Here is a 23,140-nt window from a genome sequence, read left to right as displayed (position 1 = left end):
GGCTGTAGCCGCTCCCACAGGGAGCCGCTTCCACAGGCTGAGGGGCCGGCCGCCCGTGGGAGCGGCTACAGCCGCGAGGCCCTTGACCGTCGTGACACCTGCCTTGACCGGCTCCTGGCAGGCCGCCATTCTGGTCGGCTTCCCTCCCCACGCAGTCCCTGCCCGCGCCCGATGAGTTCACGCTACGACGCCGCCGACATCGAAGTCCTGTCCGGCCTGGATCCGGTCAAGCGCCGGCCCGGCATGTACACCGACACCACCCGCCCCAACCACCTGGCGCAGGAGGTCATCGACAACGCGGTGGACGAGGCCCTGGCCGGCCACGCGCGCGCGATCGCGGTGACGATGTTCAAGGACGGCAGCTGCGAGGTCTCCGACGACGGCCGCGGCATGCCGGTGGACATCCATCCGGAGGAAAAAGTGCCGGGGGTCGAGCTGATCCTGACCCGGCTTCACGCGGGCGGAAAGTTCAGCAACCGCAACTACGCGTTCTCCGGCGGCCTGCACGGCGTGGGCGTGAGCGTGGTGAATGCGCTGTCGACCCTGGTCGAGATCCACATCAAGCGCGACGGCAACGAGTACCGCATGGCCTTCCGCGACGGCGACCCGGCCAGCGGGCTCGAGGTCGTGGGCGTGGTCGGCAAGCGCAATACCGGCACCCGGCTGCGCTTCTGGCCCGACCCGAAGTATTTCGACACCCCGAAGTTCAGCCTGCGCGCGCTGCGCCACTTGCTGCGCGCCAAGGCGGTGCTCTGCCCCGGCCTGACCGTGACCCTGTTCGACGAGGCCAGCGGCGAGCGCAACGAATGGCACTACGCAGACGGCCTGCGCGACTACTTGGCCGGCGAGCTCACCGGGCGCGAGGCGCTGCCGCCGGACCTGTTCCTCGGCAGCCTGAAAAAGGACACCGAGATCGTGGACTGGGCCGCGGCCTGGATCCCCGACGGCGAGCTGGTGCAGGAAAGCTACGTCAACCTGATCCCGACGACGCAGCACGGAACCCACGTCAACGGCCTGCGCTCGGGCTTCACCGACGCGCTGCGCAAGTTCTGCGAGTTCCGCAGCCTGCTGCCGCGCGGCGTGAAGCTGGCCCCCGAAGACGTCTGGGACCGCGTGTCCTTCGTCCTCAGCCTGAAGATGAGCGACCCGCAGTTCAGCGGCCAGACCAAGGAGCGGCTGAGCTCGCGCCAGGCCGCGGGCTTCATCGAGGGCGCCGCCGAGGATGCGTTCACCCTCTGGCTCAACAGCCACGTGGAGCTCGGCGAGAAGATCGCGCAGCTCGCGATCGACCGCGCCAGCGCGCGCCTGAAGACCGAGAAGCAGATCACCCGCAAGAAGGTCACCCAGGGCCCGGCGCTGCCGGGCAAGCTGGCCGACTGCATCAGCCAGGACCTGTCGCGCACCGAGCTGTTCCTGGTCGAGGGCGATTCGGCGGGTGGCTCCGCCAAGCAGGCCCGCGACAAGGATTTCCAGGCGATCCTGCCGCTGCGCGGCAAGATCCTGAACACCTGGGAGGTCGCGTCCACCAGCGTGCTGGCGTCGGAGGAAGTGCACAACCTCGCCATCGCGATCGGCTGCGACCCGGGCAAGGAGGACATCTCCGGCCTGCGCTACGGCAAGGTCGTGATCCTGGCCGACGCCGACTCCGACGGCCTGCACATCGCGACCCTGCTGGCGGCGCTGTTCCTGCGCCACTTCCCCGCGCTGGTGCGCGCCGGCCACATCTTCGTGGCGATGCCGCCGCTGTACCGCGTCGACATCGGCAAGCAGGTGTTCTACGCCCTGGACGAGGAAGAAAAGCGCCTGCTGCTGGAGAAGATCGCGCGAGAAAAGATCAAGGGCCAGGTCAACGTGACCCGCTTCAAGGGCCTGGGCGAGATGAACCCGCCGCAGCTGCGCGAATCCACGATCCACCCCGACACCCGCCGCCTGGTCCAGCTGACCATCGACGACGCCGACCAGACGCGCTCGCTGATGGACATGCTGCTGGCCAAGAAGCGCGCGTCGGATCGCAAGTCCTGGCTGGAGGAAAAGGGCGACCTGGCTTCGCTGGAGGTCTGACGCCGCGCACACGGCCCCCGCGGGAGCAAACGTGACTCTGTGGGAGCAGCTATAGCTGCGATAACCGTGACCCTGTGGGAGCAGCTATAGCTGCGATAACCGTGACTGGAGTGTGCGCCGATCGCAGCTATAGCTGCTCCCACAAGGACGGCGGCAGCTGCTCCCACAAGAACGGCGGCAAGGCCCCAGGTTCAGGCCCGCAGCGCGGCTTCCAGCAGCGCACGCAGCACCGGTTCCAGCGCGGCAGCCTTCTCCGGCAGCCAATCGAACGTCGCTTCGTTCATGTAGGCACGCTGCGCGATCTCGAGCTGCACGGCCTCCACACCCTGTTCGGGCCGGCCGTAATGGCGCGTGATATGGCCGCCCTTGAAGCGGCCGTTGGCGACCCAGTCGTAGCCGTCCTGCTTCGCCAGCACCAGCGCCAGGCGCTGTGCCAGCTCCGGTGAGCAGCTGGCGCCTCCAGCGGTGCCGAGGTTGAGGTCCGGCAGGCGGCCCGGGAACAGCCAGGGCAGCTCGCCGCGGATCGAGTGCGCTTCCCACAGCACCACGCGGCCGTGCGCCTGCTTCAGGCGATCGATCTCCCCGCGCAGCGCCGCGTGGTAGGGCCGCCAGTACGCGTCGACGCGCTGCAGGACCTCCCCGGGCGCGGGTTCCTGGCCTTCAAGGTAGACCGCGCTGCCATTGAACTGCCGCACCGGGCACAGGCCGGTGGTGTTCTGCCCGGGATAGAGCGAGGTGTCGTCTTCGCCGCGGTTGAGGTCGACCACGTAGCGCGAATGCGTCGGCACCAGGATCGAGGCGCCGAGATCGCGCGCGAAGTCGTACAGCCGCGCCACGTGCCAGTCGGTGTCGGGCACGCCGCGCGCGCTGGCGGTCAGGCGCTGTGCGATCGCATCCGGGACATGGGTGCCGTCGTGCGGCAGGCTGACGAGCAGCGGCGCGCTGCCGCGGTGCAGGGTGAAGGTCTCCATCCCCCGATCCTAACCGCTCAGCGCAGCAGCACGATCTCTTCGGCGCTGGTGGGATGGATGGCGACGGTGGCGTGGAAGTCCGCAAGCGTCGCGCCCATCTTCACCGCCACCGCGAACCCCTGCAGGATCTCGTCGGCGGCCTCGCCCACCAGGTGCAGGCCGACCACGCGCTTCTCTTCGCCCACGCAGACGGCCTTGAACATGCTGTGCTGCTGCACGTCGGCCAGCGCGTGCAGCATCGGGCGGAAAGTGGTGCGGTGGCAGCTCACGGCATCGCCTCCGAAGCGCTCCCGCGCCTCCGCCTCGGTCAGCCCGACCTTGCCCAGCGGCGGATGCGAGAACACCACCGTGGGGACGTTGACATGGTCGACGCGGGCATCGGGGTCGCCACCGAACACGCGGTCCATCAACCGCCGGCCCTCGGCGATCGCCACGGGCGTCAGCGCCAGGCGACCGGTGACGTCGCCGACGGCGTAGATCCGCTCGGCGCTGGTGGACTGGAAGTCGTCGACCTCGACACGGGCATCCGCGGTGACGCGCACGCCGGCGGCATCAAGGCCGAGGCCATCGGTATTCGGGCGGCGCCCGGTGGCGAAGACCACGGCGTCGAAGGGCTCGCCCGCGTCGCCATCCTGTTCGCGCAGGCGCACGCCGTCGTCGCTGCCTGCGGCTTCGAGCGCCGCCAGCGAATAGCCGAAATGCAGCGCGATGCCGGACTGGTGCATGTTGCCCTGCAGGCGTTCGAGCACGTCGGGATCGAAGCCCTTGAGCAGGCCGTCCCCGCGCACGAACAGCTCCACCTGGCTGCCAAGTCCCTGCATCACCCCGGCCAGCTCGACGCCGATGTAGCCGCCGCCGATGATCGCCACCCGCTTTGGGGCCGCCGACAGGGCGAAGAAGCCGTCGGAGTCGATGCCCAGCCCGGCGCCGGGGATGTCGGGCCTGACCGGCCGGCCGCCGGTCGCCAGCAGGATGTGCTCCGCCTGCACCTGGGTGCCGTCATCGCACTCCACCAGGCCGTCGCCGGCCAGGCGGCCGCGCGTGGGCAGCAGCGCGATGCCGGCCTCGTCCAGGCGCTTGCGGTAGCTGGCGTGGATGTTGGCGATGTAGCCTTGGCGGCTTGCGACCAGCGTCTTCCAGTCCGGGCAGGCCGGCTGTACCGGAAACCCCAGCGCCGGCGCCAGCGCGATGCGCGCACCCAGGTCGGCGACCAGCCACATTGCTTTCTTCGGCACGCAGCCGACGTTGACGCAGGTGCCGCCGAGTTCGCCCGGTTCGAGCAGCACCACGCGCGCGCCATGGTTGGCGGCGCGGAAAGCCGCGGCCAGCCCTCCGGAGCCGCCACCCACCACGACCAGGTCGACGTGCAGGCGGCGCGCGGCGCTCACCGGAAGCGCGCCGGGGAGTACGGGGCGGGATCGATCCGCGGTTCGCGACCGCAGATCAGGTCGGAGACGAGTTGTCCGGTGCCGGGGCTCATGCTGACGCCGAGCATGCCGTGCCCTGTCGCTATCCAGGCGTGACGACGCCCCGGCACGCGGCCGATGATCGGCACGTCGTCGATGCTCAGCGGGCGCCAGCCGTACCACTCCTCGTGCTTCACCGCGCCCACGGGCTCGTGCAGGAAGCTGGCGGCGCCGCGCTCGAGCGCATCGAGCCGGCGGCGGTTGAGGCTGGTGCTGTAGCCGGAGAATTCCATCGTGCTGCCCAGCCGGTACCCGCTGCCCCACGCGGTGACGCAGACGCCGGGTTCGTGCAGCGACAGCGCGCGCCGCGGCACCAGCGCCGGCCGGTCGTAGGTGATCGAATAGCCCTTGCCCGGCTGCACCGGCAGCGCGCCCAGGCCCGCCGAACGCATCAGCGTGGGCGACCAGGCACCGGTGGCGAGGACCACGTCGCGCGCGCGCACCGTGCCGCGGCTGCCGTGCACCACCACGCCGTCCGCGTCCTCGTCGATGCGCTGCACTTCCCAACCGTCTTCGATCACGCCGCCTGACGCGCGCAGGGAACTGGCCAGGCCCTCGACATAGCGGTCGGGCCGCAGGCTGGCGTCGCCAGGGAAGCGGATCACGGCATGCAGGCCCGCCTTCAGGGCGGGATCCGAGCGCTCGTATTCGCCGCCGTCGATCACTTCGGCGGCGATGCCGACTTCGGCCAGGTGCGGGAGGTCGCGCGCGCCCGCATCGAACCCGGACGCGGTCTGGTAGAGGTAGTCCACGCCGTCAGATGCGTATTCCGCGTTCGGGGCATGGCGCGCCACCCAGTCGGGATAGGCGGCGATCGAATCGTTGAGGATGGCCGCGCGCGCGACCAGCGCCGTGCGCCAGTCGCGGGCATTGCAGCGGCGGGCAAAGCCGAACAGCCAGCGCCACAGGCCCGGGTCCAGCCGCGGCGCAACGTAGAACGGGGCGTCCGGCGTCAGCATCCAGCGCAGCGCCTGGCTGATCGCGCCGGGCGCGGCCAGCGGCGCGGCGTGGCTGGGCGTCAGCGTGCCGCAGTTGCCGTGCGAACTGCCGCTGCCGACGGTCTTCGCCTCCAGCACGCGCACGCTGCGCCCGGCTTCGACCAGGCACAGCGCCGTGCACAGCCCGATGACGCCGCCACCCACCACCACTACATCGACGCGTTCGTCCATGGCGAAAGTGTAGCGGCGCGCTGGCCGTCAGTCGGCCTTGGCGGCGTCTTCGCCCGCGTCGGCGGCGGGCTCGCCGTGGCCGGCGTCGCCGTGGTCGTGGCCGCCCTCGCCGTGCACGTGGCCGTGCTCGATCTCGACCTGCTGGGCCTCGCGCACGTCGACGATCTCGACGTCGAAGTGCAGGGCCTTCCCGGCCATCGGGTGGTTCAGGTCGACATCGACCACGCTCATGCCGATCTTCTCGATCGTGACCGCACGCGGACCGAAGTTGGTGTTCAGCACCACCTGGTCGCCAACGGACAGCTTCTGGCCGCCGAAGTGCTTCTTCGGCACGCGCTGGGTCAGACCGTCGCGGCGCTCGCCATAGGCCTCGGCGGCCGGCACGTCGGCGCTGAAGCTGTCGCCGGCGACGTGGCCTTCCATCGCCTTCTCCAGGCCCGGGATGATGTTGCCGTGGCCGTGCAGGATGGCCAGCGGCTGGCCGTTGTCCTTGGAGCTTTCCACCGGCTCGCCGCCCTGTTCGGACACGGTGTAGTGGAAGCGGACGACGCGGTCTTTCTCGATCTTCATGGGCTGTGGATCCGATGGCGCGGCACGCGGCCGCTTGTAAGGAAGGCGGGTGGTCGGCCAAGATGCCGGCCGATGGGCAAGACCACGCATTATCCAGACACGGGCCGCCGTGCGCCAATCGCGATCGCGGGGCTTGCGGCCATGCTGTTTGCAGCGGGTTGCGGCCGGGACGATGTCCGCCCCGCCCAGCCCCGGCCCGTTGTCGTCGGCGAGCGTGAGTGGCCGCAGGTCACGCCGGTCGACCCCGCGGCCGCGAACGCGGTGCTGATGCGCGCCATCAGCCTGGTCGGCACGCCCTATCGCTACGGTGGCAACACGCCCGAAGGCGGCTTCGATTGCTCCGGCCTGGTCAATTACGTCTACAGCGACATGCTCGACCTGAAGCTGCCGCGCACTTCCCGCGACCTCGCCGCCTACCAGGGGCCGCGGATCGAGCCGCAGAAGCTGGCGACGGCCGACCTGGTGTTCTTCGGCAGCGGTGGCAACGTGTCCCACGTCGGGATCTACGTCGGCGAGGGCCGCTTCGTCCACGCCCCCAGCACCGGTGGCACCGTGCGACTGGATCACCTGGACGGAAGCTACTGGCGGCGCAACTACAGCGGCGCGAAACGGATCCTGCGCTGAATCGGGGACACCGATCACGGCCGATTCACGTCGAACTTACGAAAAGTTAACAAATCAGGCAACCCGGTCGGTCACCATCCTGCGCTGCTGCTCTGACTTGTGAAGACTGCGTGACTTTTTCCGCACCCATCGAATCTCATCGCCGCCGCACCGCACCACGGGCGCATTCCATCCTTTTCACGATCCTGCTGTCGTTTGCCGCGGCGCCTGTACTGGCGGCCCCGCTGGCAGCGGATTCGGCCGACCAGATGCTGGGCGGCTCCACCAGCCTGGCCCTGGTGGGCAGCCTGCTGGCGCCCGACCGCGACATGCTGAGCGCGGCCGACGTCAACCAGCTGATCGAGGCCGGGGCCCCCGCGTCTGACGCCACCGAGCCCCCCAGCCGCATCCAGGCCCTGCTCCGCCGCGCCAAGGGCTTGCTTGGCACGCCCTACCGCTGGGGCGGCACCTCGCCGGACTCCGGCTTCGACTGCAGTGGCCTGGTGAACTACGTGTTCCGCACCGCCCTGGGCATCGAACTGCCGCGCGTGTCGCGCGAGATGGCGAGCAACGGCGAGAAGGTCGATCGCGCGGCGTTGATCGCAGGCGACCTGGTGTTCTTCGGCCGCCGCGGCAAGCGCGTCGACCACGTCGGCATCTACGTCGGCGACGGCCAGTTCGTGCACGCCCCGCGCACCGGCCGTGACGTCACCGTGTCGCGCCTGGACACCGGCTACTGGGCCGGCAGGTTCCTGCAGGCGCGCCGGGTCGAAGGCCTCGACAGCTGAGGCACGCCCTCGCACGCCGCTGCATCGAAGGCCGCCCCCGGGCGGCCTTTTTCGTGTCCGGCCCGGCCGCGCTGCAGCGCGGCGTGCACGACACGGGGACGGCAGGCGAAGCTCGACCAGATTCGATACCGGGACGGAAGGGATACCGATGCAGGCTTCTTTACTGACCAACCTGCTCCTGCCTCTGGCGCTGGGCGTGATCATGCTCGGGCTTGGCATGGGCCTCACGATCGAGGACTTCAGGCGCGTCGGGCGCTACCCGAAAGCCGTCCTCGTCGGCCTCGGCCTCCAGACCCTGCTGCTGCCCTGGGTGGCGTTCGGCCTGGCGCTGGGCCTGGGCCTGCGAGCGGAACTCGCGGTGGGACTGATGCTGCTGGCGGCCTCGCCGGGCGGTGCCACGGCCAACATCTACAGCCACCTCGCGCGCGGCGACGTCGCGCTCAATATCACGCTCACGGCGATCAACAGCCTGCTCTGCCTGCTGACCCTGCCGGTGATCCTCAACCTCTCGCTGGAATTCTTCATGGGCGCCGGGCAATACGTGCAGCCGCCGGTGTCGAAGGTGCTCGAGGTCGCGGTGATCATCCTGCTGCCGGTGGCCGCGGGCATGACGGTGCGGCATTTCGCGCCGGCGTTCGCGGCGGCCTCGACCAAGCCGCTGCGGCTGCTCTCGGTGCTGGTGCTGGCGCTGCTGGTGGCGGTGGCGGTGGCGCAGTCCTACGAGGTGCTGCTGGCCTCGATCGCCACGGTCGGGTTGGCCTGCCTGCTGTTCAACCTCGCCAGCCTGGGCACCGGCTACGCCGCGCCGCTGGCCCTGCGGCTGCCGCGGCCGCAGGCGATCGCCATCTCGATGGAGATCGGCATCCACAACGGCACCCTGGCGATCTTCATCGGCCTCAACGTACTCGGCAACCCGGCGATGTCGATTCCCGCGGCGGTCTACAGCCTGCTGATGTTCTTTACGGCGGGCGCGTTCGCGTACTGGCTCAACCGGCCCCGCGGAGTGCCGGTGCCCGCGTAAGCCCACCACGACTCCCTTCCCCCGCTTGCGGGGGAAGGTGCCCCGCGGAGCGAGGGAAGAGGGTCGGGTCTATTCGACGTTCTGGAACTCGCCCCACTCGGCCAGCTGCTCCGCAATCGCCCCACCATCGCCCACCACGATGATGCTCTGGCGCTCCGGTGCGAAGTACTTCGCCGCCATCGCCTGCACCTGGTCCGCGCCCACCGCGCGGACCTTGGGCACGAACTCGCCGAGGTATTCCGATGGCAGCCCGACCAGCCAGTTCGACGCCAGCGTGGCCGCCACCGAGGCCTGCATCTGGTTGCCGATCAGATAGCCGCCGGCCACGTAGCGCTTGGTGTCGTCGAGCTCGGTGGCGGGCACCGGTTCGCTGCCGATGCGCGCGTATTCCTTGAAGAACTCGGTCAGCGATGCGCCGGTGACTTCGTTGCGCACGTCGGCGGATCCGCTGACGAGGCCGCCCTCGGCCGAGGTCGCAAGGCCGGCGCGGGCACCGTAGGTGTAGCCCTTTTCTTCGCGCAGGTTCTGCATCACGCGGCTGGAGAAGCTGCCGCCCAGCACGGTGCCCGCCAGCTGCAGCGGGATCGCGTCGGGATCGGTGGCCGCGACCGCGGGGCTCGCCAGGCGCAGCGTCGACTGCACGCTGCCGTCGCGCTGCAGCAGCAGCCGCTGCGCCTTGGCATCGCGCGGCGCGGCCGGCGTGGCGGGGACATCGGCCACGCCGGAGGCATCCCAATCGCCAAAGGCCTGCTCCGCCAGGCGGAAGGCGTCGTCGGCGTCGATCCGGCCGGTCACCACCAACAGGCTGCGGTCGGGATGGAAGCGACGCTGGTGCTCGCTGCGCAGTGCCGCAGGCGTGACCGCCATGATCGAGGCTTCGGTCTGCTGGGTGCGTGCATACGGGTGGTCGCCGTAGACCGCCGACAGCAGCGCGCGATTGGCGCGGAAGCCCGGCTGCGCTTCGGCCGCCTTCAGTGCCTGCAGGGCGTTGGCCTGCGCGAGCTTGACCTCGCTGTCGGGGAAGGCCGGCGTGCGGACCACCTCGGCGAGCAGGGACAGCATCGGGCCGGCGTTGGCGGCCAGGGCATTGCCATAGACCAGCGCGCCGTCGCTGCTGACCGAGGCACCGACGCCGCCGCCCTGGGCTTGGGCGAACTCGGCGATCTCGCGCGAATCGCGCTGAGCGGTGCCTTCGGTCAGCAGCCCCGCCATCAGCGATGCGAAGCCGGGCGCATCGGGCGCATCGGCGACGTAGCCGGCATTGCGCACCGCGAGCACGTAATCCACGCGCGGGATGCCGTCGCGCGGCACCACCCAGACCTCGAGGCCGTTGGCCAGGGTCTTCTTTTCGATCCCGGGCACCGGCAGCGGCTTGTCGGCCGCGTAGGGCGGCAGGTCCTTGGGGAGGTCGGCCGACGGGCCGGCGACGGCGGCACCGCAGGCGAGCGCGGAAACGGCCAGGGCGAGCAGCGTGTGCTTGAAGTGGGTCATGGTCGTCTCCTTCAATCCGTGGTCGCGTCAGTGGTGGCGTCTGTGGCGGCAGCGGCCTGCAGCATGGCCTCCGGCTTGCGGTCGATGACGGTGCGGTTGTCGCGCGTCAGGTAGGTGCGCGCGGCGCGCTGCACGTCGGCCGAGGTCACGGCGTCGATCCAGCCGGGAATACGATTGACCACTTCGGCGTCGTCCCACATCAGCTGCAGCTTGGCCAGGGCGTCGGCGCGGGAGATGAAGGACTCCAGGCCGTTGTACCAGTCGGCGAGCATGCGGGTCTTGACGCGTGCGAGCGTGGCGTCGTCGACGCCTTCGGCGACGACCTGCGCGATCTCCTCGTCGATCGCGGCCAGCATGGCGTCGGCGTCGGTGGTCGGCTTGTACAGCGCGAACACGGTGAACAGCGTCGGGCCATCATATTCCCACTCGCTGGTCAGGCCGTAGAGCGAGTCGACGTTGAGCGCCAGCTCGCGTCCCTTTACCAGACCCTGGTACAGCCGCGAAGCGTCGCCGTTGGCGAGCAGCGCGCCGAGCACCGCCATCGGCGCCTGGTCGGCGCTGCCGCGGTCGGGCATCTTCCAGGCCACGGCGATGGCAGGCACCTGCGCCAGCTTGTCGCCCTGCTGCAGGCGCGTTTCCTTGGTGTTGAGGCCTTCGCTGAAGTCCGGCGCCGGCGGCGTGGGACGCGAGGCGATGTCGCCGAAGTACTTCTCGGCCAGCGCGAAGCCCTCTTCCGGAGAGATGTCGCCGGCCAGCGACAGGATCGCGTTGTTGGGGCCGTAGAAGTCGCGGTGGAACGCCTTGACGTCATCGAGGTCGGCGTTTTCCAGGTCCTCGAAGCTGCCGTAGCCGTCGTGGTTGTTCTCCCACTTCTGGAACGCGTGCTGGCCGATGTCGATCCACATGAAACCGCCGTAGGGCTGGTTCTGCACGTTGTTGCGGATCTCTTCCTTCACCACGTCCTGCTGGTTTTTCAGCGTGCTCTCACTGAAGTCCAGCATGCGCATGCGGTCGGCCTCGAGCCACAGGATGGGCTCGATCGCCGACGAGGGCGCGATCTCGATGTAGTTGGTGAAGTCGGCGCGGGTGGAGCCGTTGTTGCGGCCGCCGCCGCCGGTGATCACGCGGTCGAACACGCCCTCGGGCGCGTTGGCGGAGCCTTCGAACATCAGGTGCTCGAACAGGTGCGCGAAGCCGGTGCGGTCGCGCGGCTCGAGCCGCATGCCGATGCCGTAGACCACGCTCACGCCAACCACCGGCGCGCTGCGGTCTTCGGACACGACCACGGTCAGGCCGTTGTCGAGGACCTTCGTCGCCACCGGGATGTCCCAGCGGTCGGTGTCAGCGGCGAACGACGGCGCCGCGAACAGCAGCGCGCACAGCCCTGCCGTGTGCCAGTACAGCTTCATGAGGCCCTCTCCCGTGTGGACAACGCATCACCTTACCCCGGGCCGTTCCGCGCAGTGCCGGCCAGAAGTCATGTCCGGGAGCGGCCGAACACGCCAGGGATCATCGGCGATACTCGACGCCCCGCCGGAGCATCCAGACACATGTCCCCAAGCAGCCTGTCCGCCCCCACCGTCTCCGCTTTGGCGCTCGCCCTGGGGATCCTGCCCACGATGTGCGCCACGGCCGCCGAGCCACCGCTGCCGCAGCTGAAGGCCTATACCGTCCATGACAGCTGGCGGCAGCCGATCGCGCCGGTGAAGATCGCAGACAACACCTGGCACATCGGTACGGCCAACCTCAGCGCGCTCCTGGTGAAAACCACGGACGGCGCAGTGCTGATCGACGGCGGCATGCCGCAGGCGGCCGACATGCTGCTGCAGCACATGGCCGACCTGGGCGTGGCACCGGCCGACCTGAAGCTGATCCTCCTCAGCCAGGCCCACGCCGACCACGTCGGCCCGCTCGCCGAGCTGCGCCGGCGCACCGGTGCGCGCGTGGCCGCCAACGCGGAGTCCGCGGTGCTGCTGGCGCGCGGTGGCAGCGACGACATCCACTTCGGCGACGCCATCGTCTACCCGCCGGTGCAGGTCGACCGCCTGCTGCTGGACGGCGAAGTCGTCGAACTCGGCGGCATGCGCTTCACCGTGCACTTCATGCCCGGGCATACGCCGGGCAGCATGGCCTGGACCTGGACCGACCGCGAGGGCGCCAGCCCCGTGCGCATCGCCTATGCCGACAGCCTGAGCGCGCCGGATTACCAGCTGGTGGACAACCCGCGATACCCGCGCATCGTCGACGACTATCGCCGCAGCTTCGACGTGGTCCGGGCCCTGCCCTGCGACGTGCTGCTGACGCCGCACCCGGGCTCAAGTGGCCGCGACTACGTGAATCCCGCGGCATCGAAGCCGATGGACTGCGCCGGGTATGCCGACCAGGCCGAACGCAGCTTCGACGCCCAGCTCCAGGCCGAGCGCGAAGCCCTTCGGTAACCCGCCCCTGCAGGATCAGCCATGGCTGCGATCCCGATCGGCGATCGCAGCCATGGCTGCTCCCACACGACAACGCTCCGCTGCCAGGCAGCGGCCCTACCGCTCCGTCTGAGACTCCAGCCCGACGTTGCTTGATGCGGCCGCGTACACCTCTTCGTCGAGGATCCCTGTCTGCTTCGCCACGAGCACCGGCACCAGCACCTGCCCGGTGACGTTGGTCATCGTGCGCATCATGTCGAGGATGCGGTCGATGGCGACCAGGTAGCCGATGCCTTCCAGCGGCAGGCCTGCGGCGCTCAGCACCAGGGTGACCATCACGATCGCGGTGCCGGGTACGCCGGCGGTGCCGAAGCTGCCCAGCACCGAAGCCAGCAGGATGATGAAGTACTGCGACATGTCCAGTTCGATGCCGAAGTACTGCGCCACGAACACCGCGGTCAGCGCCGGATAGATCGCGCCGCAGCCGTCCATCTTCACGCTCGCGCCCAGCGGCACCGCGAAGGCCGCATAGTCCTTGTCGACGCCGAGGTTGTGGGTGGCGCTGCGCAGGCTGGCCGGCAGCGCGGCGAAGCTCGACGAGGCCGCGAACGCCACCTGCATCGCCGGCGCCGCGCCGCGGAAGAACTTCAGCGGGCTGAGCCCGTGCGCCAGCAGCAGGCTGCTGTAGACGAACACGATGTGGATCGCGCAGGCCAGGTACAGCGCGCCGATGTAGCTGCCCAGCGGCAGCAGCTTCTCGAAGCCGTAGGTGCCCACAAGCGCGGCGATCAGGCCGAAGGTACCCAGCGGGGTCATCTCGAGCACGAAGCGGGTGACCTGGATCATCGCCTCGCTGCCTTCGGCCATCAGCGCGCGCAGGCGCTGCGTGCGCTCGCCCAGCTTGACCAGCGCGAAGCCGAGCAGCGCCGCGAAGAAGATCACCTGCAGGATCCTGCCCTCGGTCAGGGCGCGGAACGGGTTGGTCGGCACCACGTCCACCAGCACCTGCACCGGGCCGGGCACGTCGCGGACCACGTAGTCCGGCGCCACCACCAGGCCGCTCACGCCGATGCCGGGCTGCAGCACCAGGCCGACGCCCAGCCCGACGCAGACCGCAAGCACGGCGGTGATCGCGAACCAGGCGAAGGTGCGCCCGCCCAGCGAGGCCATCGACTTCTGCCCGTGCAGGCTCGAAATCGCGCTGGCCACGGCGAAGAACACCAGCGGCGTCGCGATCATCCGGATCAGGTTGACGTAGACGTCGCCCAGGGGCTTGAACCACACGCCGGCGGCGGGCCCGAACGCCCAGCCGGCCAGCGCACCCAGCACGAAGCCCGCGGCGACGCGCTGCCAGAACGGGATCTTCAACCACGCGGAGACGAGCTTCATCGGCGTCCAGGGGAGGGGCAATGACGCACCTTAGCCGATGGCCGCTGTGGCGACGACCGCCGTGGCGGAACGCCGACGTGTCATCTTCGGGACGCTGTGCGCCGGTCATAATGAATACCTCATCCGGCCGCAGGACGCTCGACAGACCCATGACCCGCACGCTCCGCTTGTCCCTTCCCGTCCTGTGCGCCTGCCTTGCCGCAGCCTGTGCCGTCCCCGCCACCCGCGCTCCCGCGCCAGCCGCTTCCACCGCCATGGGCGCGATCCACGTCGAAGTCCCGGCGGTCGCGCACCCCGAGGGAGAGACCCCCGCCTGGTGGTACCGCAGCGGCGCCGCGCGTGCGGCCGGCAACGGCGCCATGGACGGGCGCGCGAAGAACGTGATCGTGTTCCTGGGCGATGGCATGAGCCTGACCACGGTGGCCGCGGCGCGGATCTTCGCCGGCCAGCGCGCCGGCAACCCGGGCGAAGAACACCTGCTGGCCTGGGAGCAGTTCCCGGCCACGGCGTTTTCCAAGACCTACAACACCGATGCCCAGACCCCGGATTCGGCCGGCACCATGACCGCCATCGCCACCGGCGTGAAAACCCACATCGGTGCGATCGGCGTCAGCGCCGGCGGCCACAACGACTGCGCCCAGTCGCGCGGCAACCGCCTGCAGGGCTGGCTGGCGCTGGCCGCCGACGCCGGCATGGGCACCGGCATCGTCACGACCGCGCGCCTGACCCACGCCACGCCCGCCGCGACCTATGCCCACGTGCCCAACCGCAACTGGGAGAGCGACGCCTCGCTGCCCGACGCCGCGCGCGAGGCCGGCTGCAGCGACATCGCCAGCCAGTTCCTCGACTTCGCCCGCGAACGCGGCGGTCCGCAGATCGTGCTCGCCGGCGGCGCCCGCGAGTTCCTGCCCAACGAAGAAGTGATGCCCGGCGTGCGCGGCAAGCGCAAGGACGGCCGCAACCTGGTCGCGGAGTGGCTGGAGCTGCATCCCGGGGGTGCGTTCGTCCACACCAGCGAGCAGTTCGAGGCCGCGCGCGGCACGTCGCCCGTGCTGGGCCTCTTCGAGCTGAGCCACATGCAGTACGAGCACGACCGCGACCGCGGCCCCGAAGGCGAGCCCGATCTCGAAGCCCTGACCCGCTTCGCGATCGAATCGCTGGCGGGGAACGACCAGGGCTACGTGTTGCTGGTGGAAGGCGGCCGCATCGACCACGCCAACCACGAAGGCAACGCCTACCGCGCCCTGGACGAGACCGTGGCGATGTCACGCGCCGTGCAGGCCGCGGTCGACATGACCTCGGCCGACGACACGCTGATCGTGGTCACCGCCGACCACTCGCACGTGCTCAACTTCGTCGGCTATCCGCAGCGCGGCAACCCGATCCTGGGCAAGGTGCACGAGGGCGGCGAAGGCCCCGCGCGCGACGCCCTTGGCCTGCCCTACACCACCCTCAGCTATGCCAACGGCCCCGGCTATCCCGGCGCCAGCGCCAGCCAGCCCCAGGGCCCGAAGCGCCACTTCCACGCCGCCCGTGACACCCGGCCATCCACCGGCCGCCCCGACCTCACCGACGTCGACACCACCGATCCCGACTACATGCAGGAAGCGATGGTGCCGCTGGCGTCGGAAACCCACGGCGGCGAAGACGTCGGCATCTGGGCGCGCGGCCCTGGCAGCGCCGCGTTCCGCGGCACGCTGGAGCAGAACGTGATTTACCACGTGATCGTGCAGGCCACGCCGACGCTGCGCGGGCAGCTGTGCGCGAATGGCGTTTGCGACGCATCAGGCGTGCCGGTGGAACTCCCGAAGGTGCAGCCCCCCGCCCACTGATCCATCTGCGGGAACCCTGTGGGAGCGGCTACAGCCGCGATACCGGGCCGATCGCGGCTGTAGCCGCCCCCACAACCACAATCACATCAAAGTGACTCCACCGACCGAGCGGGTCAGAACGGCTTCGCAAGCACCAGCCACACCACCACCAGCAGGATCAGCACCGGGATCTCGTTGCGGATGCGCAGCATCTTCGTGGACGGCATCGCGCCGCCACGTGCGGCGACCTTGAGCTGGCGACCCTCGACGATGTACATCGCGAACATCACCGCCACCAGCAGCAGCTTGGCGTGCAGCCAGCCGGTGCCGCTGCCGACCATGGTCGGGAAGTCGGGAATCACCCGGTAGCCCATCCACAGCACCAGGCCCGCGACCACCGCGAGCCCGAACATCACATGGCCGAAGCGGTACAGCCGCCGGCCCATCAGCACCAGGCGGTCGCGCACCGCGGCGTTGCCGCCGTCCTCGACGATGTTGATCAGGATGCGCGGCAGGTAGAACGCCGCGGCTACCCAGGCCATCACGAACACGATGTGCAACGACTTGATCCAGATATAGCTCTGCATTGCTTCCCGCCCCTATGTAGTTGTCTACAGGATCGCACGGCGGGCGCCGCAGCCGGTATCGTGCCCGCCCATGGACAAGACCTACGACCAGGACTATTTCGACCGCTGGTACCGCGGCGGCGGCATCGGCGGGCGGCAGCGGCTGGCGCGCAAGGTGGCGCTGGCGGTGGCCACCGCGGAGTACCACCTTGAACGCCCGATCCGGACCGTGCTCGACATCGGCTGTGGCGAAGGCGCCTGGCGCGCTCCGCTGCTGAAACTGCGGCCCAAGGCGCAGTACATCGGGTTCGACAGCAGCCAGTACGCGATCGAGCGCCACGGTGCGCGCCGCAACCTGCACCACGCGCGCTTCGCCGACTTCGCCGAGCTGCGCCCCTGCACGCCGGCCGACCTGGTGGTGTGCAGCGACGTCCTGCACTACCTGCAGGCGCGCGAGATCGATCGCGGCCTGCCGGGCCTGGCGGAGCTGTGCGGCGGCGTCGCCTTCCTCGAGACCTTCGCCCGCGAGGACGCGGCCGAGGGCGACGAGCACGGGTTCATCGGCCGCCCGGGCAGCTTCTATCGCAAGCGCTTCGAGGCCGTGGGCTTCCGGGCCCTCGGGTCCCACTGCTGGCTCTCGCCCGGGCTGGCGGCCGGGGCGACGGCCCTTGAACTGGCCTGACACGGCGGGGCGGGCCCCGCCTGAACGTGGCCGTGAGGCTATGACCAATGGCCACCTGTTGCTCACGGCCCGCTGCGTTATGCTGCAGCGCGTCAGGAACAGGGGCCACCTCCGCCGATGATGTACCAACTGCACGAATTCAATCGCAACCTGCTTGCGCCCTTCACCGAGCTGGCGCAGGCGAACGCGAAGATCTTCGGCATCGAGGGCACCTGGCTGTCCTCGCTTCCGGGCGCGGCCCGCGTGGCCGCCACCAACGAACTCCTGCACCGCATCGGCAAGGATTACGAGAAGCCGCCCTTTGCCATCCACCAGGTGGTCAAGGACGGCCACGACGTGCCGGTGGTGGAGAAGGTGGCGCTCGACAAGCCCTTCTGCCGCCTGCTGCGCTTCAAGCGCTATACCGACGATGCGCAGAACATCCTCGGCATGAAGGACCAGCCCACGGTGCTGGTGGTGGCGCCGCTCTCAGGCCATCACTCCACCCTGCTGCGCGACACCGTGCGCACCCTGCTGCCCGACCACAAGGTCTACATCACCGACTGGATCGACGCGCGCATGGTGCCGAAGGAAGCGGGCGCGTTCACGCTCGACGACTACATCGCCTACATCCAGGAGTTCATCCGCCACATCGGCGCCGAACGCCTGCACGTGATGAGCGTCTGCCAGCCGACCGTGCCGGTGCTGGCGGCGATCTCGCTGATGGCCGCGCGCGGCGAGCCGGTGCCGCGCTCGATGGTGATGATGGGCGGGCCGATCGACACCCGCGAGTCGCCGACCGCGGTCAACAACCTCGCCACCACGAAGCCGCTGTCGTGGTTCGAGAACAACGTCATCCAGGTGGTGCCGCAGAACTATCCCGGCCGCGGCCGCCGCGTGTACCCCGGATTCCTGCAGCACACCGGGTTCATGGCCATGAACCCCGAGCGCCACTTCATGTCGCACTGGGACTTCTACCAGGACCTGGTGAAGGGCGACCTCGAAGACGCCGCGTCGCACCGCCGCTTCTACGACGAATACAACGCCGTGCTCGACATGCCCGCCGACTATTACCTCGACACCATCCGCGTGGTGTTCCAGGAGCAGCTGCTGCCGCGCGGCGCCTGGGACGTGGCCGGCGAGTGCGTCGACCCGGCGGCGATCACGGGCTGCGCGCTGATGACCATCGAGGGCGAGCTCGACGACATCTCCGGCCTCGGCCAGACCCGTGCCGCGCACGTGTTGTGCACCGGCGTTGCCGAACGCGACCGCGAACACCTGACCGTCGATGGCGCCGGCCATTACGGCATCTTCAGCGGCCGCCGCTGGCGCACGCAGGTGTATCCGCAGGTGCGCGACTTCATCGCGAAGCACGATGCAGTGCCGGCAGGAAAGCCCGTCGTGCGCAAGACGGCACGCAAGCAGTCCTCGAAGCACTGACGCATCCCGCCGAGCCACTCGGTCCCCGGGGAGGGCGGCGTTACCCGCCGGGCTGCTCGTGCAACGGCACGCGGACGAGGCTGTCCGGGTGCCATTCGATTGTCAGCGGCTTGCCCGCGTCGGCGATGGATTCGTCACTGACGTCCTTTCCGGTGCCCAGGTTCACCTGGTGCCATGCATCCTTCAACACATCCACGACCACCAGCAGGCGGCTGCCAACCTCCATCCTGCGCCCCGTCATGCGGGTGCGTTCAAACGGAACCGTGGTCCATTCGCCGGGAACCAGCAGTTCGCGGTGCGTCATGTCACGGGCATGGCTCGCCCGACCGACGTAGTAGGACAACTGCATGGTGGCGCCATCGGGTTTCAGCTCATAGAGCGACACGCTGAAATCGAAGTCGCGCTTGTCGATGCGCACCTTGAGCGCGCCCGAGAACGTGCCGACCACCGAGGTCGGCCGTGCGAACGGTGCGCAGGCGAAGGCGAAGCCGCTGCCGAGTTCCAGCTGGTCGCGCACCACGGGATCCGGGTAGTAGCCATGGTTCTGTGTCGTGCGGTCGGAAAAGTCGACGACCTGCGCCAGCGGTAGCGTTGCTCCGGCCGTGCGCGACAGGCACCGGTATGGTCCGCATGCCGCACCGGAAAGGTGAAACACGCTCACCCTTGCCGCAGCCTCCAGCGACGGCGCGCTGTGCCACTCGTCGGCGCCCATCAGCTGGTAGTTGACCCTGTCGCGCAGCAGGGCCGGGCGCGGCCCGCCGCGGAGCACATGGTCCAGCCACTGGAACGTGATTTCGTGCGTGTCGAACTGCGCGACGGGATCGATCCCGTAGCCACCCACGCTGCGTGGCTTCATCGGCGCCTGCGCGCCAAAATGGTCGTAGGGCCCGATCAGCAGGTAGTGCTCTGCGCCCGGACGGTGCCGCAGGTGTTCCTTGAAGTACTGCAGCGCCGAGATCTGGCCGTCATCGTAGTAGCCGGTGATCGACAGCACCGGGATGTCGATGCGCGCGAACTCATCGCCATAGGGCACCATCGCCTGCCAGTAGGCGTCATAGGCCGGATGCGAGAGCCACCGCTGCAGCCACGGGTTCGGCGTGCCGTCCACCCGGTCGATTTCGCGGTATGGCCGCCCGCTCCCGTACCAGGCCAGCGGCAAGCGTTGCCAGCGCTCGCGGTCGAAGTAGGTGTCATCGTCCAGGAGCCGGTTGTTGGCGACATGGAACGGCCATCCATAGTTCGCAAGCAGGAAGACGTTGTTCTCCATCGGCAGGCCGAGGCCCGGTATCGCCGCCGCGTACGGCACGATGGTCTTCAGCGCCCGGGGCATGCGCTTGGCAGCCGCCCACGCGGCAAACCCGGAATAGCTGCCCCCATACATCGCCACGCGGCCGTCGCTCCATGGCTGCCCTGCGATCCATTCGACCGCTGCGGCGGCATCGTCGGCTTCTGTCTCGTATGGACGGATCGCGTCGTCGCTCAACCGCTTTCCACGCGCATCCACCACCACGCCTGCGTAACCGTGCGCGGCCGCCTGCAAGGCCGTCGCACGGTTGGATTCGGGCTCGGTGTAGATCGTGAACACCATTGCGGCCGGCAGTGGCGACGTGGCTTTGCGGCTCCGCACCACCACTGCGGACAGGGTGGCGCCGTCCGGCGCAGGGATCAGCACGTCCTCGTCTACGAGATAGCGCGCCTCTTCATCCGCGGCGATCAAGGCACCGGCCGTCGCAGCCGCGGCAAGTGCGTCCACGAAGGCCTGCCGGCGTGCGAGGCCGAGGGCATCGTCCAGCGTGACCTCCGCCATATCCCCCAGCTGCGACGCGGACTCTCGGAGATCGGCCCTCGCACGCTCGAGGGAGCCACCAAACCAGTACTGGGTGCGCTGCGCTTCAAGATCGTCCAGCTTCCCGAAGTAGCTCTCGAACGCCGTGGAATACGCCTTGTCGAGCCCTTGCCGCCGGTCCGCCCGCGCCTGTGCATGGAGCAGATAGGGCACCCAGCGTCGCGGGCGCTCGTGTTCGCCCTGCGAAACGAGGCCAGCCATCACGTCCCGGATGGCATCTACCGCCTCGTGGTCCTGACCGGCTGCGATGCGCAGGTGCGCGAGACCGGTCGCAGACACCTGCAGCCTTCCTTCCTCGCGGGCCGACAGGACGTCTTTCGACAGCTTGGCAACCGCCCTCCCGATGCCGGCATCGTCGACATCCGGCGGCAGCGTGAACGCGAACCGCGGCCCCGATGCCAGCGCGATGCCACATGCCAGTGCCAAGCCGAGGAATAAACATGCGCGTACCGCCCTGACCATCATGAATATTGCGCCGTCTTCACCAGCAGGTGCTTGGCCAGCAGCCCATGGCCGCGGCCGATGACGCGCGCCAGGTGCAGGGTGGCGAACAGCAGCAGCACGCCGATGACCAGCATCAGCACCAGCCCCCAGCCGTCGATCGGCACGTTGTTGATGCCCACCAGGACGACATCATTGGCTTCCAGCCAGGTTTCGCCCACGCCGGTCCAGGTCGCGATCGGCGCGAGCACGAGGGTGATTCCGGTCACCAGCAGGGTCGTGGCCAGCGTGAAGTAGACGATACCCAGCGGCAGCATCAGCAGGAAGTACAGCATCGTGCTCCAGGTGCGCGGGTCGGTGAACATGTCGCCGATGCGCTGCCAGATGCTGCGCCCGCGCACGGTGTACAGGGGGCGCCGCGGCATGCGTTCGCCGAGCATCACTTCCACGATCCGTCCTTCCACCAGGGACAGCACCCGCACCGAGCCGAAGAACAGGATCAGCAGCGGGATGCCCACGATCGTGATCGACAGGCCGGCCGTCGTTGAAAAGCCGGCCACCACCCAGGTGAAGTAGAAGATGCCGGTGGCCAGCGCCAGCACCATGTAGAACAGCGACGCATACGTGCGCGGATCCGCCACCACGCCGAAGAACCGGCCAAGCGCCGACTTGCGCCGCGGCGGTGCCGGGGATCGCAGCGCGGTCTGCACCGTCACCTCGGTGTCGCGGTAGATGTCGGCCACTTCGTCCGGCGCGCCGTAGCTCGACGCGACCGCGGCGATGACCTCGGCCTCGGACTTGCCGGGGTTCTCCGCAAGCTCGGAGCGCAGGTATTCCTCGGCGTCGTACAGCGCGTCCTGGATCATCGCCGGGTCGGCGCCGGCCAGGGAGCGCCGCAGCTGCTCCAGGTACTCGGGGATGGTGCGCGGCAGTGTGTTCATCACGGGGTTCCCTCCAGAACGGTGTCGACGGAATCGCGGGTGGCGCGCCAGGCGGCGGCCCATTCGCGCAGGGTGGCGTGCCCTGCGTCGGTGATCTCGTAATAGCGCCGCGGCGGGCCGGCATCGGACGGTCCGACGTGGCTGGCCAGCAGCCCCGTGCCCTCCAGGTTGCGCAGCACCGGGTACAGCGCGCTCTGCTTGCCGCTGAGCACACCGTCGCCGAAGCGCTCCAGGGTCTTGGCGATCTGGTAGCCGTACATCGGCTCCTGCGCGCGCGACAGCACCGCAAGCAGTGCCAGCGCCACGGTGCCCGTGCTCAGCTCGCGCTGGAACTTGCGCAGGGCGGCTTCGGTGTCCGGCGGGGGCGGTCGATCGCTCATGGAACGGATGCTATTGCGAACCTGCATATAGTGAATGTGCCGATAGTCAGCCCACCCACCGGATCGGCAACAATCGTGGGAACCCGACCGGAGTTCCGACGTGCGCCCAGACCACCGCTTTCGCCGCCTGTCCCTGTTCATTTCCATGCTCTGCGCCACCGCCACGGCGACCGCGACCCAGGACCACGCCACCACGGCCGAAGCCGAACGCCCGAAGACCACGCAGGAGCTGCTCGACGCCTCGCTCCCCACCGACTGGCGCAGCCCCGACCCGGCCAACACGCTCTACATGGAGCTGGCCGGCGGCCGCGTGGTGATCGAGCTGGCCCCTGCCTTCGCCCCCGAACACGTCGCCAACATCCAGACCCTGGCGAAGGAAGGCTTCTGGGACGGGCTGACGATCTACCGCTCGCAGGACAATTTCGTGGTCCAGTTCGGCGACATCACCGACGAGGGCGGGGCGCCGAAGCCGATCGGCAGTGCGAAAGCAACGCTGCCGGCCGAGTTCGCACGTCCCACGGAAGGTCTCGCCTTCCACGCACTTCCGGATCGCGACGGCTGGGCGCCGGAGACCGGTTTCGCCGAGGGTTTCCCTGCCGCGCGCGACCCGGGCGCGGGCCAGGCCTGGATGGCGCACTGCTACGGCACCCTCGGCGCCGGCCGCGACATGGCCGCCGATTCCAGCAACGGCACCGAGCTCTACGTGGTCATCGGCCAGGCACCGCGCCAGCTCGACCGCAACATCACCCAGGTCGGCCGGGTGCTCCAGGGCATGGAGCTGCTGAGCGTGGTGCCGCGCGGCACCGGCCCGCTGGGCTTCCATGAAGAAGCGGCGCAGCGCGTGCCGATCAAGGCCGTGCGCCTGGCATCCGAAGTGCCGGAAGGCGAACGCAGCGACGTCCGCGTGCTGCGCACCGACACGCCACTGTTCGACGCCGTGGTCGAGTCGCGCCGCAACCGTCGCGACGACTGGTACCTGCAGCCTGCCGGCCACATCGACCTGTGCAACATCAGCGTGCCGGTGCGCATCGCGGAATGAACGCCGGAACCGTCACGCGGTCTTTGCCGGCGGCTTCCTAGCCTGCAAGCGGGGTTCGCCCCTCCCCCG

At 69.3% G+C, this 23,140-nt stretch carries 19 protein-coding genes and 1 pseudogene; 9 read left to right on the top strand and 11 right to left on the bottom strand.

Annotated features, from left to right (window positions below; translation table 11 throughout):
• Positions 1-171 precede the first annotated feature (171 nt).
• On the top strand, positions 172-2,061 hold the full coding sequence (parE, locus tag ACW5F0_RS13550) for a DNA topoisomerase IV subunit B (protein WP_456999935.1): 1,890 nt from the start codon (positions 172-174) through the stop codon (positions 2,059-2,061).
• Between the two features lie 191 nt (positions 2,062-2,252).
• Here parE and hutG read toward each other — a convergent pair whose 3' ends face one another.
• From hutG to ACW5F0_RS13530, 4 genes and pseudogenes are all read right to left on the bottom strand, one after another.
• Complete coding sequence (gene hutG, locus ACW5F0_RS13545) at positions 2,253-3,032, bottom strand: N-formylglutamate deformylase (RefSeq protein ID WP_456999934.1); 780 nt, start codon at positions 3,030-3,032, stop codon at positions 2,253-2,255.
• Positions 3,033-3,049: 17 nt separating this feature from the next.
• Positions 3,050-4,420: a glutathione-disulfide reductase gene (gene gorA / locus ACW5F0_RS13540; RefSeq protein WP_456999933.1), complete on the bottom strand. Its 1,371-nt coding sequence runs from the start codon at positions 4,418-4,420 to the stop codon at positions 3,050-3,052.
• Positions 4,417-5,667, bottom strand: a complete 1,251-nt coding sequence (locus tag ACW5F0_RS13535; protein ID WP_456999932.1) for an NAD(P)/FAD-dependent oxidoreductase — start codon at positions 5,665-5,667, stop codon at positions 4,417-4,419. Before ACW5F0_RS13535 ends, gorA begins: the two co-directional genes overlap by 4 nt.
• A 90-nt stretch (positions 5,668-5,757) precedes the next feature.
• Positions 5,758-6,237, bottom strand: a pseudogene (locus ACW5F0_RS13530) (FKBP-type peptidyl-prolyl cis-trans isomerase); the annotation flags it as partial.
• Positions 6,238-6,378: 141 nt separating this feature from the next.
• Here ACW5F0_RS13530 and ACW5F0_RS13525 point away from each other — a divergent pair.
• The 3 genes from ACW5F0_RS13525 to ACW5F0_RS13515 all read left to right on the top strand — a co-directional run bounded on the left by ACW5F0_RS13525 (position 6,379) and on the right by ACW5F0_RS13515 (position 8,649).
• Entirely contained in the window at positions 6,379-6,861 is a 483-nt protein-coding gene (locus tag ACW5F0_RS13525) for a C40 family peptidase (protein ID WP_456963995.1), read from the top strand.
• Between the two features lie 110 nt (positions 6,862-6,971).
• Positions 6,972-7,628 (top strand): C40 family peptidase, encoded by a 657-nt coding sequence (locus ACW5F0_RS13520; RefSeq protein ID WP_456963994.1) that lies wholly within the window; start codon positions 6,972-6,974, stop codon positions 7,626-7,628.
• A 148-nt stretch (positions 7,629-7,776) separates the two neighbouring features.
• Complete coding sequence (locus ACW5F0_RS13515) at positions 7,777-8,649, top strand: bile acid:sodium symporter family protein (RefSeq protein ID WP_456963993.1); 873 nt, start codon at positions 7,777-7,779, stop codon at positions 8,647-8,649.
• Between the two features lie 69 nt (positions 8,650-8,718).
• Here the strand turns inward: ACW5F0_RS13515 and ACW5F0_RS13510 are convergent, their stop codons facing one another.
• Entirely contained in the window at positions 8,719-10,140 is a 1,422-nt protein-coding gene (locus tag ACW5F0_RS13510; protein WP_456999931.1) for a M16 family metallopeptidase, read from the bottom strand.
• 11 nt (positions 10,141-10,151) lie between these two features.
• Positions 10,152-11,549, bottom strand: a complete 1,398-nt coding sequence (locus ACW5F0_RS13505) for a M16 family metallopeptidase (protein ID WP_456963991.1) — start codon at positions 11,547-11,549, stop codon at positions 10,152-10,154.
• Between the two features lie 141 nt (positions 11,550-11,690).
• On the opposite strand from ACW5F0_RS13505, the gene bla reads away from it, so the two are divergent.
• Positions 11,691-12,578, top strand: a complete 888-nt coding sequence (bla, locus tag ACW5F0_RS13500) for a subclass B3 metallo-beta-lactamase (protein ID WP_456963990.1) — start codon at positions 11,691-11,693, stop codon at positions 12,576-12,578.
• Positions 12,579-12,674: 96 nt separating this feature from the next.
• Here the strand turns inward: bla and ACW5F0_RS13495 are convergent, their stop codons facing one another.
• Entirely contained in the window at positions 12,675-13,946 is a 1,272-nt protein-coding gene (locus ACW5F0_RS13495; RefSeq protein WP_456963989.1) for a dicarboxylate/amino acid:cation symporter, read from the bottom strand.
• 149 nt (positions 13,947-14,095) lie between these two features.
• Here ACW5F0_RS13495 and ACW5F0_RS13490 point away from each other — a divergent pair, with 149 nt between their 5' ends.
• Complete coding sequence (locus ACW5F0_RS13490) at positions 14,096-15,778, top strand: alkaline phosphatase (RefSeq protein ID WP_456963988.1); 1,683 nt, start codon at positions 14,096-14,098, stop codon at positions 15,776-15,778.
• A gap of 113 nt (positions 15,779-15,891) precedes the next feature.
• Here the strand turns inward: ACW5F0_RS13490 and ACW5F0_RS13485 are convergent, their stop codons facing one another.
• Positions 15,892-16,344 carry a CopD family protein gene (locus tag ACW5F0_RS13485; protein ID WP_456963987.1) on the bottom strand — a complete coding sequence of 151 codons (453 nt, stop codon included), beginning with the start codon at positions 16,342-16,344 and terminating at the stop codon, positions 15,892-15,894.
• Between the two features lie 70 nt (positions 16,345-16,414).
• On the opposite strand from ACW5F0_RS13485, the gene ACW5F0_RS13480 reads away from it, so the two are divergent.
• On the top strand, positions 16,415-17,005 hold the full coding sequence (locus ACW5F0_RS13480; protein ID WP_456999930.1) for a class I SAM-dependent methyltransferase: 591 nt from the start codon (positions 16,415-16,417) through the stop codon (positions 17,003-17,005).
• Between the two features lie 117 nt (positions 17,006-17,122).
• On the top strand, positions 17,123-18,424 hold the full coding sequence (locus ACW5F0_RS13475) for a polyhydroxyalkanoate depolymerase (RefSeq protein WP_456999929.1): 1,302 nt from the start codon (positions 17,123-17,125) through the stop codon (positions 18,422-18,424).
• A 40-nt stretch (positions 18,425-18,464) separates the two neighbouring features.
• On the opposite strand, the gene ACW5F0_RS13470 is transcribed toward ACW5F0_RS13475, so the two are convergent.
• From ACW5F0_RS13470 to ACW5F0_RS13460, 3 genes are read right to left on the bottom strand one after another with little or no spacing between them, the layout of a single operon-like run.
• A complete protein-coding gene (locus tag ACW5F0_RS13470; protein ID WP_456999928.1) occupies positions 18,465-20,735 on the bottom strand; it encodes a CocE/NonD family hydrolase in 2,271 nt (756 codons plus the stop codon).
• Positions 20,732-21,652: a sensor domain-containing protein gene (locus ACW5F0_RS13465; protein WP_456963983.1), complete on the bottom strand. Its 921-nt coding sequence runs from the start codon at positions 21,650-21,652 to the stop codon at positions 20,732-20,734. The genes ACW5F0_RS13470 and ACW5F0_RS13465 overlap by 4 nt, the downstream gene beginning before the upstream one ends.
• The gene (locus ACW5F0_RS13460; protein WP_456999927.1) at positions 21,652-22,032 is read right to left on the bottom strand and encodes a PadR family transcriptional regulator; all 381 of its coding nucleotides are present in this window, start codon (positions 22,030-22,032) and stop codon (positions 21,652-21,654) included. The genes ACW5F0_RS13465 and ACW5F0_RS13460 overlap by 1 nt, the downstream gene beginning before the upstream one ends.
• A gap of 145 nt (positions 22,033-22,177) precedes the next feature.
• Here ACW5F0_RS13460 and ACW5F0_RS13455 point away from each other — a divergent pair, with 145 nt between their 5' ends.
• A complete protein-coding gene (locus tag ACW5F0_RS13455; protein WP_456965223.1) occupies positions 22,178-23,071 on the top strand; it encodes a peptidylprolyl isomerase in 894 nt (297 codons plus the stop codon).
• Positions 23,072-23,140 lie beyond the last annotated feature (69 nt).

It is taken from the genome of Luteimonas sp. A534, assembly GCF_054072805.1.
This window is presented reverse-complemented; position numbering and strand designations above follow the sequence as displayed.

What these genes read in the sequence shown, in the direction of transcription:
- parE (WP_456999935.1), top strand. Translation starts at nt 172, where the DNA reads ATGAGTTCACGCTACGACGCCGCCGACATCGAAGTCCTGTCCGGCCTG.
- hutG (WP_456999934.1), bottom strand. Translation starts at nt 3,032, where the DNA reads ATGGAGACCTTCACCCTGCACCGCGGCAGCGCGCCGCTGCTCGTCAGC.
- ACW5F0_RS13535 (WP_456999932.1), bottom strand. Translation starts at nt 5,667, where the DNA reads ATGGACGAACGCGTCGATGTAGTGGTGGTGGGTGGCGGCGTCATCGGG.
- ACW5F0_RS13525 (WP_456963995.1), top strand. Translation starts at nt 6,379, where the DNA reads ATGCTGTTTGCAGCGGGTTGCGGCCGGGACGATGTCCGCCCCGCCCAG.
- ACW5F0_RS13515 (WP_456963993.1), top strand. Translation starts at nt 7,777, where the DNA reads ATGCAGGCTTCTTTACTGACCAACCTGCTCCTGCCTCTGGCGCTGGGC.
- ACW5F0_RS13510 (WP_456999931.1), bottom strand. Translation starts at nt 10,140, where the DNA reads ATGACCCACTTCAAGCACACGCTGCTCGCCCTGGCCGTTTCCGCGCTC.
- ACW5F0_RS13505 (WP_456963991.1), bottom strand. Translation starts at nt 11,549, where the DNA reads ATGAAGCTGTACTGGCACACGGCAGGGCTGTGCGCGCTGCTGTTCGCG.
- bla (WP_456963990.1), top strand. Translation starts at nt 11,691, where the DNA reads ATGTCCCCAAGCAGCCTGTCCGCCCCCACCGTCTCCGCTTTGGCGCTC.
- ACW5F0_RS13495 (WP_456963989.1), bottom strand. Translation starts at nt 13,946, where the DNA reads ATGAAGCTCGTCTCCGCGTGGTTGAAGATCCCGTTCTGGCAGCGCGTC.
- ACW5F0_RS13490 (WP_456963988.1), top strand. Translation starts at nt 14,096, where the DNA reads ATGACCCGCACGCTCCGCTTGTCCCTTCCCGTCCTGTGCGCCTGCCTT.
- ACW5F0_RS13485 (WP_456963987.1), bottom strand. Translation starts at nt 16,344, where the DNA reads ATGCAGAGCTATATCTGGATCAAGTCGTTGCACATCGTGTTCGTGATG.
- ACW5F0_RS13480 (WP_456999930.1), top strand. Translation starts at nt 16,415, where the DNA reads ATGGACAAGACCTACGACCAGGACTATTTCGACCGCTGGTACCGCGGC.
- ACW5F0_RS13475 (WP_456999929.1), top strand. Translation starts at nt 17,123, where the DNA reads ATGATGTACCAACTGCACGAATTCAATCGCAACCTGCTTGCGCCCTTC.
- ACW5F0_RS13470 (WP_456999928.1), bottom strand. Translation starts at nt 20,735, where the DNA reads ATGATGGTCAGGGCGGTACGCGCATGTTTATTCCTCGGCTTGGCACTG.
- ACW5F0_RS13465 (WP_456963983.1), bottom strand. Translation starts at nt 21,652, where the DNA reads ATGAACACACTGCCGCGCACCATCCCCGAGTACCTGGAGCAGCTGCGG.
- ACW5F0_RS13460 (WP_456999927.1), bottom strand. Translation starts at nt 22,032, where the DNA reads ATGAGCGATCGACCGCCCCCGCCGGACACCGAAGCCGCCCTGCGCAAG.
- ACW5F0_RS13455 (WP_456965223.1), top strand. Translation starts at nt 22,178, where the DNA reads ATGCTCTGCGCCACCGCCACGGCGACCGCGACCCAGGACCACGCCACC.